Raw genomic sequence first — 14149 nt, forward strand, 5'->3', positions numbered from 1 at the left:
ACAGATCGCTTGATCTTCATTCACTCCAGGACAGCCCACCCAGCATGAGCGAACCCTACCTGAGCCGCTGGCGATTGCGGCGTGATGGCCCGGCCATCCGTACGCCCCACGCCCGGATCTGGCCGGTGCTGACCGCTGCGGGCGAGCCAGCGATGCTGAAGATCAGCAGCGAGACCGAGGAGCAGAACAGCCATCGCCTGCTACGCTGGTGGAACGGCGATGGCGCCGCCCGACTGCTGGCCCACGAGGGGCCTGCGATCCTGATCGAGCGTGCCCGCGGTGACTCGCTGCGGCAACGCTCGATCGAGGGCGACGATGACGCCTGCACCGCGATCCTGTGCCAGGTCCTGCAGCGGCTGCACCGGCCACGGAGCGCGCCGCCAGCGGAACTGGTCTGCCTGCGTACATGGTTCGCCGACTTGCTGCAGCCAAGGGCTGTGCTGCCGCCACTGCTGGAACAGTGCAGATCACTGGCGGAGGGGCTGCTGCGTGACGAACAGGAGATCCGGCCGCTGCACGGCGACCTGCATCATGACAATGTGCTGGATTTCGGCCCGCGCGGCTGGTTGGCGATCGACCCGAAGCGACTGCTGGGGGACCGTGCGTTCGATTACACGACGATGTTCAGCAACCCGGACCTCTGTGGTCCGGGCATCCACGTTGCGACGCGGCCCGAGCGGTTTGCGATCCGCCTTGAGCAGGTCTGTGCGCTGGCCGAACTGGAACGCACGCGCCTGCTGCGCTGGATCGCGGCCAGCACTGCGCTGTCGGCAGTGTGGTTCAGGGATGACGGCGACCCGGCCGATATCGACGAGACAGTCGCCCGGATGGCCCTGGAGGCGCTGGCGGAAGCGTGAAACCCACCCCGTAGGCGCCCGGTGGGCACGCGCCATCCCTGATCGATACGGGCTTCTGCCTTGGTAGGTGCCCACCTTGGTGGGCACAACCATCCGGGATCGATGTGCCCGGACGAGAATCGGCAGCTGGTCAGGCCTTTTCCATCGTGCACAGCAGCGGGTGCTGGTTCATCCGCGAGTACTCGTTGACCTGGGCGACCTTGGTCTCGGCCACTTCGCGGGTGAACACCCCGCACACGCCGCGGCCGCGGGTATGGACGTGCAGCATCACCTGCGTGGCCTTGTCCAGGTCCATGCTGAAGAACTGCTGCAGCACATCCACCACGAAATCCATCGGGGTGTAGTCGTCATTGAGCAGCATCACCTGGTAGAACGGCGGCGGCGCCACTTCCGGGCGCGCGGCCTCTACGGCGACGCCGTGCTCGTGCTGGGAATCGGGGGAAGACTCATGGGGCATCGGGCCATTATAGAGGCTCGGGCGCGCCTGCGTCGGCCTGCCGCAGATTGGACGGCACGCACGCCCACCGTCACAATTGCACCCTCTCTCAACACTGTTTCACAGGATCTTCATGAAAAGGACCCTTCTCCCCGCCCTCCTGATCGCTCTGGCTGCCACCGGTTCCGCTGCCGCCGCAGACGCCGACAAGGCCGTGGCCCGCCATCTGGACAAGCTGGGCTACACCTACGAAGTCGATGAGGACGGCGACTACCGCATGGTCTTCGACGTCGAGGGTGACCGCACCCAGATGGTCTACGTGCGTTCGTCGGTGGAAGATTTCGGTACCCACAACATCCGCGAGATCTGGTCGCCGGCCTACAACGCGAAGACCAAGCAGTTCCCGGTGGCCGTGGCCAACCGCCTGCTGGAAGATTCGCAGGATGCCAAGATGGGCGGCTGGGTAAAGCAGGACACCACCGCCATGTTCGTGGTCAAGATCGACGCCGATGCCACTGCCGACCAGCTCAGCGACGCCATCGATGCGGCCATCCGCACCGCCGACGCCATGGAGCTGGAACTGACCAAGAAGGACGAGTTCTGAGTTGAACGCCGCGCCGGACCCGCGCTGGGCACCGCACGCCACCGTCGCCACGGTGGTGGTCGACGGCGGCCGCGTGTTGCTGGTTGAAGAGACCATCGATGGCCGGCAGGTGCTGAACCAGCCGGCCGGCCACCTCGAGCCGGGCGAAAGCCTGGCCGAGGCAGCCCTGCGCGAGACCCGCGAGGAAACCGGCTGGACGGTGCAGCTGACCCATTTCATCGGCTGCTACCAGTGGACTGCCGGCGACGGCACCGCCTTCCTGCGATTCTGCTATGCGGCGTGCCCGGTCTCGCACGACCCGGCGCAGCCACTGGACACCGGCATAGATCGCGCGCTGTGGCTGACCCCGGCCGAACTGCAGGCCGCCGGCGAGCGCCAGCGCAGCCCGCTGGTCTGGCAGGTGGTGGCTGATTACCTGGGTGGCCAGCGCCATCCGCTTTCGCTGGTCCGGGAGGTCGCATGAGCACTCCGCGCGTGATGGTGGGCGTCTCCGGAGGTGTCGACTCTTCGGTCGCCGCCTGGCGCCTGGTACAGCAGGGCGAAGCCGTGGCCGGCCTGTTCATGCAGAACTGGGCCGACGACGGCAGCGGTGACTGCCGCGCCGAGGACGACCGCCGCGATGCGGTGGCCGTCTGCGGCCTGCTCGGCATCCCGTTCCACTTCCGCGATTTCTCCAGCGAGTACTGGCAGGGCGTGTTCGAGCACTTCCTGGCCGAGTACGCCGCCGGGCGCACCCCGAATCCGGACGTGCTGTGCAACCGCGAAGTGAAGTTCAAGCACTTCCTGGATGCCGCCCGCGAGCTGGGCGCCGAACGCATCGCCACCGGGCACTATGCACGGGTGACCCAGCGCGGCCACCAGTGGCTGCTGCTGCGCGGCGCCGACCGTTCCAAGGACCAGAGCTACTTCCTGCACCAGCTGGGCCAGGAGCAGCTGGCGGCCACCCTGTTCCCGATCGGCGACCTGGAAAAGACCGACCTGCGCCGGATCGCGCGTGACGTCAGCCTGCCGACCCACGCCAAGAAGGACTCCACCGGCATCTGCTTCATCGGCGAGCGTGACTTCCGCGAGTTCCTCGGCCGCTACCTGCCGGCCAAGCCCGGCCAGATCCTCGACCCGGCCGACGGCAGCGTGATCGCCGAACATCCGGGCGTGTTCTATTTCACCCTGGGCCAACGCGAGGGCCTGAACATCGGCGGCGTGCGCGGCCGCCCGGCCGCACCGTGGTACGTGGTCGGCAAGGATGTGGCCAGCAACGTGCTGTACGTGGACCAGGACCGCGACAGCAAGTGGATGCTGTCCGAGCGCCTGCGTTCGGAAACCGCGCACTGGATCGCCGGTTCGCCGCCGGCACGGCGCTTCGAATGCACCGCCCAGACCCGCTACCGCCAGCCCGATGAGCCGTGTACGGTCCAGGTGCTGGACGATGGCAGCGTGCTGGTCACCTTCGCGCGCCCGCAGCGCGCCGTTACCCCCGGTCAATCGCTGGTGCTGTATGACGGTGACGTGTGCCTGGGTGGCGCGGTGATCGCCGCCACCGATGCGCCGCTGGAACAGCGCCTGCGCACCACCCCTTCCCCTTTTGAGGTAATCGCTGCATGAGTTTCACTGTCGACGACCGCGTCCTGGCCCTGGCCGGCATTGCCCAGGCCCTGCAGCAGGTACGCCGCATCGCCGATACCGGCCATTCCGACGCCGCCGCCGTGCGCACCGCCGTGGACAGCGTGTTCCGTGTCGATGCGTCCTCGCCGCAGGAGGTGTTCGGTGACCGCCATGCACTGAAGTCCGGCCTGCGCCTGCTGCACAACTACTTCCGCAGCCAGGGCCAGGACCCGATCCTGCCCAAGCTGGCCCTGTCGGTGCTGCAGCTGGAGCGCCGCTTCGTTCAGGATGGCGCCACCGTCAACAAGGTCGCCTCGGGCATCGAGCGGGCCCAGCGCCAGGCCACCGAACTGGGCGACAGCGGCCACCCGGACGTGCTGGCCAACCTGGGAGGCCTTTACGCCGACACCATCAGCCACCTCAAGCCGCGGGTAATGGTGCAGGGCAACCCGCACTACTTGGGCCAGGCTGGCGTGGTGGCCGAGATCCGCGCCCTGCTGCTGGCCGCGGTGCGCGCTGCGGTGCTGTGGCGGCAGCTGGGCGGCAGCTACTGGGACTTCCTGTTCAGCCGCAAGGCGATGATCGAGGCCGTGGACCGGCAGCTGGCCTGAGGGTGTGGGGTCGGATCCCTTTCCGGCAAGGAATGGGCTCTGACCCCGAAGCCGCCAAGGCGCCGGAAAACCGGCGCATTCAGAATGCACTTCGAGGCATATCGACGTTAAAGAGAAAGGGGGGACGGCCGATACATCCTCCGTGCACCTCCCGAGAACGTCCATGTACTCACGCATTTTCATCCGTCTGGCCGCCCCCCTGGCTCTGACCCTGCTGCTCCCCTTCGCCATCGGTTTCGAATGGCCGGCCGCCCTGCGCTGGGCGATCCTGACCACGATGACGCTGAGCTGGCTCGGCTTTGCGTGGTGGACCACCCGCGCCCAGGCACACCGTTCCCCGGAACACGCCCGTGTCCTGCGTGAGCAGGACCAGCTGCTGACCGAACTGCGCAATTTCGTCGGCAACGAGATCGAAGGTTCGCGCGGCGAAGTGGAACGCGCCCGTGACCTGATCCGCCAGGCCGTCTCCAGCCTCGGTGGCAGCTTCGATGCGATGAACCGCAAGTCGCGCCAGCAGAGCCAGGCCCTGTCGCGCATCGTCGACCGCGCCGGTGACGAAGGCAATGCCGGCCTCGACGTTGCCCGTTTCGCCCAGCACGCCAGCCACCGCATGGAACAGCTGGTCGAAGCACTGGAACAGGTGAGCGGCCAGAGCAGCACCACCGTGCAGCACATCGACCAGATGGCGCAGCACCTGGATGGCATCTTCGCGCTGCTGGAAGACGTCAAGTCGATCGCCGACCAGACCAACCTGCTGGCCCTGAACGCTGCCATTGAAGCGGCACGTGCCGGTGAAGCCGGTCGTGGCTTCGCGGTGGTCGCCGACGAAGTGCGCAACCTGTCCGAGCGCTCGACCACCTTCAACGAGCAGATCCGCAAGCTGGCACACAGCTCCAAGGACGCCATCGCCAAGGTGCGCGAGACGGTCTCGCACATGGCCTCGCGTGACATGGACCGCTCCCGCGAAGCGCGCCAGGAAGCGGCGGCGATGCTCGACAACGTCGCGCAGATCAACGCCTCGCTGGGTGACGGCATGCGCGAAGTGTCCGAGTGCGCCCGTTCGATCGATGGCAGCGTGGCCGAAGCCGTGCGCGCCCTGCAGTTCGAGGACATCGCCACCCAGGCGCTGGGCGGCGTGCACACCCACCTGGACCGCCTGACCGCGATCAACCGCGAAGCGGTGGCCCTGCAGGAACTGCTGCACCGCAATGGCGGCGTGTTCGACGAAGAGATCGCCACCGCCCTGCAGCGCACCGGCAGCCGCCTGCGCGAACTGCGCAGCGAGTGGGAACGCCCGCCGCACAAGCCGGTTGCCCAGCAGAGCATGGGCGCCGGCACCGTCGAGCTGTTCTGATCCTGATGTCCGCTGCCCTCGCCGGCAGCCCGCAAGGCCCCGGTTCGTCCGGGGCCTTTGCCTGTGACCCGCCGTTGGATGCATCCTGTACCCGCACCATGACCCTGATCCGCGCCCTGCCCTCCCTCACCGATACCGAGCGCCCGCGCAACGCGAGCGTGCGTGAGCAGCTGCAGCAGCTGGAAAAGGTCGCCCGCGAAGAGATCCGCGAACTGCAGCAGCTGGCTGACGCGCGCCCCGCTCCGTCGCGGGCGGACGAGGCGCTGCTGGGACTGGCCTGGGACCTGGGTTTGGACGGGGAAGCGCTGAAGTAGATCCACGCCGTGCGTGGACGGCTTTCATCCGCCGGTGTGACGCCTGGCCCTCGCCGCAACATCCACGCATGGCGTGGATCTACCGGGGTGGCGAAATCGTTGTGGCATGATCCACCGATCCCGTTCATGGAAGACCGATGGCCATCACCCTGATCGCACTCCTGCTGATCGAGACCGTCCTTCTGATGGCCTGGGTGGCCGGTTATTTCAGTTGGGGCATCACCCTGTTCAACGAACGCATCGCGGCGTCACCGGCCATGCAGGCCCGGCTCTCGCTGGGCAGCCTGGAACGTGACCTGCCGCAGGACAGATGGCTGCAACTGGCCTTCCATGCGCTGCCCGATGGCAGCATGGCGTTCCGCGAGAGCTTCGCGCCAAGCTTCGGCCTGCGCTACTTCCCGGTGATGCGCGGTCGCATCGTACTCAACGCGCGACGGCACGAAGTGCGGGTGATCGGCCTGTGCAGCTGGTTCGTGGCGATCCTGTCGCTGTTGCTGTTGCCACTGGTGGCGATGCGCCCGGTGGTGGCGCCGATGCTGCTGGTGCTGCCGCTGTTCCTGGCCAGCTATCTGGTCCAGAAGCGGCGCTATGCGGCCATTGTAGAAGCGCTGCGCATGCAGCTGAGGGCGGATTTTCCGAGGTAGATCCACGCCATGCGTGGATGATCGAGAGGCACAGGCATCCGTGCCGACCAACGGTCGGCCCCCACCAAAGCGGGTTGTGGTAGATCCACGCCATGCGTGGATGGTCGCCATGCGGCGCCTGCTTAGGCATCCGAGACACCCTTTCCGTGCCGACTGAGAACACCCGAGACAATCCCCGCGCCAATCGCGCCGAAACCGAAAGCGATGACATTCCTGACGGTCGATATGAGCAGCGCGAAGTTCAGTTGCCAAGCGGTAGGAGGTAACCACCTGGAAATGTCCTGCAGCCGATCCGATAGCAGCTCGAAGCTCAGATAGTTCACGCTTGCACTGAGTATCAGGAGACTTCCAAACACACATTTCGAATGGTCGCCATGTACGTTTCTTCTGCAGAAGAGGTAGAAAACCAAGTAGAAATTGATCACCAACGACGCAATTGCGCTGGCGAAACTACCGTCGGCCGTGATGAAACGCGCCTCCGGCAGCCGTGCCTGAAGCTCACTGAGCCCACCCCAAGTGCAGAGCGCGACGACAACGAACATCTCGACCATGCGCATGTCGCTAGTTCGGGAAGGATCGTCGATCCATTCCCGGAAGCGAACAGGCAAACTCTTCGCGTCGCAATCCTCGCCCGATCCTGCTGATGAAATAATGCGCAACTGAGGAATCATCTACTCAGCGCACCAGCATCACTTCCCCACTGGCATCGGTGCGCAGCGAAACCGGCTGTGGCTGGCGCAGCCACTGCGCCAGGTCGCGCGGGCTGAGCGGGCGCGAGTACAGGTAGCCCTGGATCTCGTCGCAGCCCTGGCGGCGCAGCATGTCCTCTTCCTGGTGCGTTTCCACGCCCTCGGCCACCACCTTCATGCCCAACGCGTGGCCCAAGTGCACGATGGCCTGGGTCACTTCGGCCGTACCCGAATCGTGCAGCATGCCCTGCACGAAACTGCGGTCGATCTTCAGGCGCCCCACCGGGAAGCGGTTGAGGTAGTTGAGATTGGAGAAGCCGGTACCGAAGTCATCCACCGCCAGCGGCACGCCGTGCCGCTCCAGCACGTCGAAGCAATGGCGCAGGATGTCGGTGTCACGGATCAACGCCGACTCGGTCAGTTCCAGCTCCAGCCGCTGCGGTGGCCAGCCATGGGCGTGGCAGATTTCGATCACGCGCTCGGCAAAGCCGCGGTCTCGCAGCTGTACCGCAGAAACATTCACCGCAATGCGGTCGAAACGCAGACCGGCACGGTCCCAGGCGGTTGCCTGGCGGCAGGCCTCATTCAGCACCCAGTCGCCGATCCGCACGATCTCGCCGCATTTTTCGGCAATGGGGATGAACTCGGCCGGGCTGCAGTAGCCGATCCCGGGGCGGTGCCAGCGCAACAGTGCCTCGATCGCCGGCGGCTCGCCGTGGTGGGCGTGCAGCAGCGGCTGGTAGGCCAGGCTGAACTCTTCGCGCTCGATGGCGCCGTGCAGGGCGTGCTCCAGCTCCAGCTTGCGCTGGATGCGGGCCAATGCGTCCTGGCTGTAGTACTGGTAGGTGTTGCGCCCCGCTTCCTTGGCCGCGTACATCGCGGCATCGGCGGCACGCAGCAATGAATCGAAATCGGTCTGTGCATCGCCCAGCATCGCGATGCCGACGCTGGCGCCGACCTTCAACGTGGTCTCGCCACGACGCAGCGGCTCGGCCAGCGAAGCGATCAGCTTGCGCGCGACGTGGCCGGCGTCTTCCGGCTCGGCCAGGTCGCGCAGTACCACGATGAATTCATCGCCACTGAAGCGGCCGAACAGGTCGTTGTTGCGCAGGTTCTGGTGCAGGCGCGTCGCCGCGGCCTTCAGCAGTGCATCACCGGTGGCGTGGCCGAAGCTGTCGTTGATGGTCTTGAAGCCATCCAGATCGATGAACAGCATCGCCAGCGATGTGCCACGGTCACGTGCTTCCTCGATGGCCTCTGCCGTCTGCTCGCCGAGCAGCACGCGATTGGGCAGGCCGGTCAGCAGATCGTAGTGGGCCAGCAGTTCGATGCGCTCGTTGGCCTCGCGCTCGCGGGTGATGTCACGGAACAGCACCACGAAGCGCGGCGGCAGGCCGTCACGGCGGTCCAGCTCGATCAGCACCTGCACCCAGACGCGCAGGCCGGACTGGCGGTAGAAGCACAGGTCCAGCTGCTCGGGCAAACCGCCGTTGGCGATGCGCGCCAACGCCGCTTCGAAGGCGTTGCGTGAGTCCTCGGTGTACAACGCCAGCGCCTGGTCGAGGGTGATCGGCTCCTTGCGCAGGCCGTGAATGCGATAGCACTCCTCGGTCCACTGCATGTGCCGGGTCTTCACCTCGATCTCGCAGCCGCCGATGCGGCCCAGCGCGGAGACGCGGTTGAGCAGCTCGGTGCGCCAGCGGATCAACGCGTCGGTCTGGTGCTGCTCGGTGATGTTCTGCACCTGTCCGAGCAGTCGCTTGGGCTGTCCGTCCATGTCCAGCAACGGCTGCATCCACAGCCGCAGGTGCTGCGACGGCTCGTTGCCCCGGGTCAGTTCCAGTTCGAGATTGGCGGCACGGCCATCGCGCCACAACCGCCGCCACGCCGCACGCAATGCGCCACGTGAACGTGGGTGCAGCTGCTTCAGCCAGCGCCGCTGGCCGGGCACGGCGCCCTGCTCCAGCGCAAGCATCGAGCGCAACTCCGGCGACCACCAGAAATCACCACTGTTGGGGTCGAACGACCAGCTGCCCATGCTGGCGATGCGCTGGGCCTCGCTCAGGTGCAGCTGCTGTTCCTGCAGCAACCCTTCCAGCTGCTTCTGCTGTTCGATATCGGTATGGGTACCGACCATGCGCAGCGGCTGGCCATCGGCGGTGCGCGCGACCACGCGGCCCCGGTCCAGTACCCAGCGCCACTGACCATCGGCCTGGCGGAAACGGAACTGCGCGCTGTACTGCTCGCTCAAGCCACGCAGATGCTCGTCCAGTGCGGCCCGCACCTGGGCGATGTCCTCGCCGTGCACGCGGGCCAGCATCTCGATGGCGGTTTCATCGCCCACTGCCGGAGTGCGCACCACACGGTCACTGGGAATGTCCCAGTCCCACAGGCTGTGGCCGGCACTGTCCAGCGCCAGCTCCCAGCGCCCACCGCCGCCGAGCGGCACCGGTTCGGGAATGCTCAGCGTGAAGGCCAGCAGGTTGCCGGCGCCATCGTGCACGGCGCGCAGGTGGCCATCGTAGTGCCCGTGCGGGCCACCCGGCAGCGTGCAGGCCACGATGCCGCCATCGGCCGCCATCAGGCGCAGATCTTCCAGCATCGGCGCATACGCAGCCACGGTGGCCGGCAGGCCATGCTCGCGCGCAGCCGGATTGGCCGCCAGCGGTCGGCCCGTGCGGTCGACGATGACCAGCGCCGACGCAAGCGGGTGCTGCAGCAGGCTGGCGATGATCCCTTGGTCCACGCGATCTTGCTCCGGATGACACGCCCGTCAGCGGGGCACGCAGTGGTTAACGGCGCCTGCGGCGGATAATTGAGTGGTCTGGGCGCACCTGCGCGGTAAGATGGCCGGCGCCCCTTTCAACCAGCCCGTCCATGCCTGCAGAACCGACCGGCACCGCCCTTGTACCCGATCCGCGGATGGCGCAGGCGCTGAGCCGCGACCGGCGACGGGTGGTCCTGAGCTACCTGGTGATGGCATTGGCCTGGATGATCGCTTCCGACAGTGCCGTGCAGGCGCTGGTGCCGGATCCGCAGCAGGCGGCGATGTGGCAGAGCGTGAAGGGCTCGTTCTTCGCACTGGCCAGTGCCGGCCTGCTGTATCTGCTGTTGCGGCCGCTGGCCGAGCATGTGCTGCACACCCATGCGCGCCAGCAGGCCTCGGAGCTGCGCCTGCGGCAGATGTTCGAGGGCAACCCCGGCCCGATCCTGGTCTACGACCTGGACACGCTGGCGATCCTCGATGCGAATCCGGCTGCCTGTACCGCCTTCGGCTGGGAGCGTGACGAACTGCTGGAGCAGACCATCGACGCGTTGTGGCCGCCAGGCCAGGACCAGGCGCTGCAGACCAAGCTGGAGGCGATCCGCGAGGCGCCGGAGGAACTGTGCATCCTGCGTACCCAGCTGCAGCTGCGTGACGGCTCGCTGCGGCAGATGGAACTGCGCTCCAACGCCATCAGCTATGACGGCCACAACGCGCGCTTGTTGATTGCCATCGACCGCACCGCCGAGGACCTGGCCCAGCTGCGCCGTGACCAAGCGCTTGCGCGGGTGGAAGAAGCCCACGAACTGGCGCGCATCGGCGCCTGGGAACTGGACCCGTCCACCGGCATGGGCCGCTATTCCAACCAGGTCTACCGACTGCTTGGCCGCCGGCCGCCGGAAGCCCGCCGCTGGCACCGCTTCGACGAGCTGCTGGTTCCCGCCGACCCCGCCACCGCCACCCAGACCGAACAGCTGCTGGCCGACCTCTGCTCGGGTGATCCGGTACAGGTGGACGTACTGCTGCCCCTGCTGTCGATGGACGGACGCGCCCTGATGGTGCACCTGCGTGCCGCCAGTGGTGTCGATGAGTCCGGCCGCAGCCGCGTACTGGGCACCCTGCAGGACGTGACCGAGCGGGAGCAATCGCGACGCCTGCTGCGCGAGCGCGAAGAACAGTTCCGAGAGCTGGTGCGGGTGCTGCCCGATGGCGTGGTGATCCTCTCCGACGAGCACGTGCTGTACACCAACGCCTGGGCGGCCAGCCTGTTCGGCTATGGCAGCCATACCCTGCTGGGTGAGCCGCTGTCGGCGCTGGTCGCTGCCGGTGATCTGGCCCGCGTCCGCGGCCAGCTGCGTGCAGGACAGCCACACCTGGGCCCCGGCCACAGCAGCGTGGTGGCCATGCAGCGCGCCGACGGCCGCAGCTTCCATGCCGGCCTGGCGGTGGGCGAGGTTCGCTATGGTGGCCGCGACTGCAAGCTGCTGATCGTGCGCGACCTCAGTGATTCCGAACGGACGCGCAGTGCACTGGAAACCAGCAACCGCGAACTGCAGGCGATGGCCGGCCGCCTGTTCTCCCTGCAGGAAGACGAGCGCCGCGCGATCTCGCGCGATCTGCACGACGACATCGGCCAGGCGATCACGGCGATCAAATTGTCCGCCCATGCCGCGCAGGACGAGCACGATCCGCAACGCCGCGCCGAGGACCTGGCACAGATCGTCAGCCTGGCCGACACCACGGTAGCCAAGCTGCGCGACATCTCCACCCTGCTGCGCCCTCCGCAGCTGGACGCGCTGGGCCTGGAAGCAGCCCTCAGCTGGCAGGCACGGGTCCTGTTCCGTTCTTCGCAGGTGGAGCTGCTGGCCGAGATCGAGCCCCTGCCTTATCGCCCCGACAACAGCATCGAACAGGCCTGCTTCCGCATCGCACAGGAGAGCCTGACCAACGTGCTGCGGCACGCGCGCGCGAGCCAGGTACACCTGCAACTGCGCGACATCGGCAAGCGCAGCCTGCACCTGCAGATCCGCGACGACGGCGAAGGTTTCGACCCGGACGGCCCGCGCGGCCTGGGCCTGATCGTGATGCGCGAGCGCGCGCAGAGTGTCGGCGGCCATGTGCGCATCGAGTCCGCACATGGCGAAGGCACCCTGATCGACGTTCACCTCCCCTACCAGGCGGCCAGCATGGCCGCCGTTGAGTCACCGGAATACTGAGCCTATGTGGAATCCCAACCAGCCGCCGGTCAGCATCGATGATGCACCCGATCGCCTCGGTGCCGGCAACCCCGAGCTGCAGGCGATGGTCGCCGAAGCGGCCTCCGGCGGCACCGCGCTGATGCTGATGCACGTGGACATCGACCACTTCGCTTCAGTCAACGAGAACATGAGCGCCGAGGTGGGTGACCAGGCGCTGGTGCTGGTGGCGCAGCGGCTGCAGTCCTACCTGCGCGGTCGCGGCAAACTGTGGCGGCATGGCAGCGACGAGTTCCTGATCGCGGTCCCGCGCAACGCCGACGTGCCGCTGCCGGAGGACTTCGCCGAGGAGATCCGGCAACAGATGGAGTTGCCCCTGTCGGTGCTGCCGTACACGCTGTTCATGACTGGCAAGCTGGGGGTGAGCCTGTGCCCGGAACACGCCAGTAACGCCTCGCGACTGCTCGACCACGCCGAGGATGCGCTGTACCAGGCGGCCCGCGAAGGTGGAAACGCGGTGCGCATCCATGCAGTGGATACCCCGCCGAGCGCGCACAGCGAGAGCATCATCGCGCGCCAGATCGTCGACGCGATCCCCAACGGTGAGCTGAAGCTTCGCTACCAGCCGCTGGTCAGTGCCCGCGACGGCCATGTGGTGGGCATGGAGGCGCTGCTGCGCTGGCAGTCCCCCACGCTGGGCATGCTGGTACCGGAGCGCTTCATGCGCACCGCCGAGCGGCTGGGCATCATCGTGCAGATCGGCACCTGGGTGCTGGAGGGCGCGCTCAAGCAGGCCCGCCTGTGGCGCGACCAGGGCTTCGACGACTTCACCATTGCCGTGAACGTCTCCACCCTGCAGCTGCTGCGGCCGAACTTCTTCGCTGAAGTGATGGGCCTGATCCAGGCCGCGGGCGTGCCGGCACAGATGCTGACGCTGGAGATCAACGAAAGCGCGCTGACCAACAATGTCAATTTCGTGCACGAGACACTGGCCAACCTGCGCAACGAAGGCATCAGCCTGAGCCTGGACAACTTCGGCACCGGCGATTCCAGCCTCAGTGCGCTGGTGCGTTACCCGGTGGACAAGCTGAAGATCGACCGCAGTTTCATCAAGAGTGCACCAGCCGGCAACCGCGAGGCAGCCATCGCACGCGCGATCATCGCCATGGGCCACCAGCTGGGCATGACGGTCATTGCCAACGGCGTGGAATCGCAGGCGCAGCTGGGCTTCCTGCGCCGCAACGACTGCGACGTGTTCCAGGGCTACCTGTTCGGCGAACCGATGTCGGCCGATGCCGCCGGCATGACCCTGCGCCGCCGCTACCTGCGCCCGGAAGCCTTCGCCGAGACCCGCCCGGACCGCACGCTGCTGCTGCTGGACGACGAGGAGAACGTGCTGCGCTCGCTGGTGCGCCTGTTCCGCCGCGATGGCTACCGCATCCTGGCCGCCGGCAACGTGCGCGATGCATTCGACCTGCTGGCGATCAACGACGTGCAGGTGATCCTGTCCGACCAGCGCATGAGCGACATGAGCGGCACCGAGTTCCTGGGCCGGGTGAAGATGCTGTACCCGGACACGATCCGTCTGGTGCTGTCCGGTTACACCGATCTGAACACGGTGACCGACGCGATCAACCGCGGCGCGATCTATCGCTTCCTGACCAAACCGTGGAACGACGATGAGCTGCGCAAGCACATCCACCAGGCATTCCGCACCTATGAGGAGCAGCGTCGCAGCAACGCCGGTCCGGCGCCTGCCGAGAGCGGGGATGGCGGCGAGGATCGCCCGCTGCGGTAACGATCCCGTCTGGTAGAGCCGGCCGCTGGCCGGCTGCTCTCGATGCCTGGCTCAAAGAGGTTGCCGGCCAGCGGCCGGCACTACCCGAAGCGCGAACCCGGTCGGGGACAAGCCCTGGTAGAGCCGGCCGCTGGCCGGCTGCTCTCGATGCCTGGCTCAAAGAGGTTGCCGGCCAGCGGCCGGCACTACCCGAAGCGCGAACCCGGTCGGGGACAAGCCCTGGTAGAGCCGGCCGCTGGCCGGCTGCTCTCGATGCCGGATTCAATGAGGATGCCGGCCAA

13 protein-coding genes are annotated in these 14149 nt (G+C 66.9%); 10 read left to right on the forward strand and 3 right to left on the reverse strand.

Annotation, left to right across the window (positions count from 1 at the left end; genetic code table 11):
• Positions 1–44 precede the first annotated feature (44 nt).
• On the forward strand, positions 45–857 hold the full coding sequence (locus JLDANKMP_RS21360; protein WP_212562062.1) for an APH(6) family putative aminoglycoside O-phosphotransferase: 813 nt from the start codon (positions 45–47) through the stop codon (positions 855–857).
• 130 nt (positions 858–987) lie between these two features.
• On the opposite strand, the gene clpS is transcribed toward JLDANKMP_RS21360, so the two are convergent.
• A complete protein-coding gene (clpS, locus tag JLDANKMP_RS21365) occupies positions 988–1314 on the reverse strand; it encodes an ATP-dependent Clp protease adapter ClpS (RefSeq protein WP_005409592.1) in 327 nt (108 codons plus the stop codon).
• Positions 1315–1426: 112 nt separating this feature from the next.
• Between clpS and JLDANKMP_RS21370 the strand changes: the two genes are divergently transcribed.
• The 7 genes from JLDANKMP_RS21370 (at position 1427) to JLDANKMP_RS21400 (ending at position 6422) form a co-directional block, all read left to right on the forward strand.
• Positions 1427–1897, forward strand: coding sequence for a hypothetical protein (locus JLDANKMP_RS21370; protein ID WP_005409591.1), 471 nt, complete (start codon positions 1427–1429; stop codon positions 1895–1897).
• Between the two features lies 1 nt (position 1898).
• Positions 1899–2360, forward strand: a complete 462-nt coding sequence (locus tag JLDANKMP_RS21375; RefSeq protein ID WP_212562063.1) for an NUDIX hydrolase — start codon at positions 1899–1901, stop codon at positions 2358–2360.
• Complete coding sequence (gene mnmA / locus JLDANKMP_RS21380) at positions 2357–3499, forward strand: tRNA 2-thiouridine(34) synthase MnmA (RefSeq protein ID WP_012480134.1); 1143 nt, start codon at positions 2357–2359, stop codon at positions 3497–3499. Before JLDANKMP_RS21375 ends, mnmA begins: the two co-directional genes overlap by 4 nt.
• Positions 3496–4110 carry a high frequency lysogenization protein HflD gene (hflD, locus tag JLDANKMP_RS21385; RefSeq protein WP_005413279.1) on the forward strand — a complete coding sequence of 205 codons (615 nt, stop codon included), beginning with the start codon at positions 3496–3498 and terminating at the stop codon, positions 4108–4110. Before mnmA ends, hflD begins: the two co-directional genes overlap by 4 nt.
• 163 nt (positions 4111–4273) lie before the next feature.
• A complete protein-coding gene (locus JLDANKMP_RS21390; RefSeq protein WP_005409587.1) occupies positions 4274–5464 on the forward strand; it encodes a methyl-accepting chemotaxis protein in 1191 nt (396 codons plus the stop codon).
• Between the two features lie 98 nt (positions 5465–5562).
• Positions 5563–5778 (forward strand): hypothetical protein, encoded by a 216-nt coding sequence (locus tag JLDANKMP_RS21395; protein ID WP_212562064.1) that lies wholly within the window; start codon positions 5563–5565, stop codon positions 5776–5778.
• Between the two features lie 137 nt (positions 5779–5915).
• Positions 5916–6422 carry a hypothetical protein gene (locus JLDANKMP_RS21400; RefSeq protein WP_212562065.1) on the forward strand — a complete coding sequence of 169 codons (507 nt, stop codon included), beginning with the start codon at positions 5916–5918 and terminating at the stop codon, positions 6420–6422.
• A 122-nt stretch (positions 6423–6544) separates the two neighbouring features.
• Here JLDANKMP_RS21400 and JLDANKMP_RS21405 read toward each other — a convergent pair whose 3' ends face one another.
• Both JLDANKMP_RS21405 and JLDANKMP_RS21410 read right to left on the reverse strand, forming a co-directional pair.
• On the reverse strand, positions 6545–7093 hold the full coding sequence (locus JLDANKMP_RS21405) for a hypothetical protein (protein WP_146257205.1): 549 nt from the start codon (positions 7091–7093) through the stop codon (positions 6545–6547).
• Positions 7094–7097: 4 nt separating this feature from the next.
• Positions 7098–9857 (reverse strand): EAL domain-containing protein, encoded by a 2760-nt coding sequence (locus JLDANKMP_RS21410; protein ID WP_212562066.1) that lies wholly within the window; start codon positions 9855–9857, stop codon positions 7098–7100.
• A 131-nt stretch (positions 9858–9988) separates the two neighbouring features.
• Here JLDANKMP_RS21410 and JLDANKMP_RS21415 point away from each other — a divergent pair, with 131 nt between their 5' ends.
• Together JLDANKMP_RS21415 and JLDANKMP_RS21420 are read left to right on the forward strand one after the other, a co-directional pair.
• Positions 9989–12091 (forward strand): PAS domain-containing sensor histidine kinase, encoded by a 2103-nt coding sequence (locus JLDANKMP_RS21415; RefSeq protein WP_212562067.1) that lies wholly within the window; start codon positions 9989–9991, stop codon positions 12089–12091.
• Between the two features lie 4 nt (positions 12092–12095).
• Positions 12096–13868: an EAL domain-containing protein gene (locus JLDANKMP_RS21420; protein WP_005409582.1), complete on the forward strand. Its 1773-nt coding sequence runs from the start codon at positions 12096–12098 to the stop codon at positions 13866–13868.
• The last annotated feature ends 281 nt before the right edge of the window (positions 13869–14149 follow it).

Source organism: Stenotrophomonas sp. PE591, from assembly GCF_018320795.1.
GTDB lineage: Bacteria > Pseudomonadota > Gammaproteobacteria > Xanthomonadales > Xanthomonadaceae > Stenotrophomonas > Stenotrophomonas maltophilia.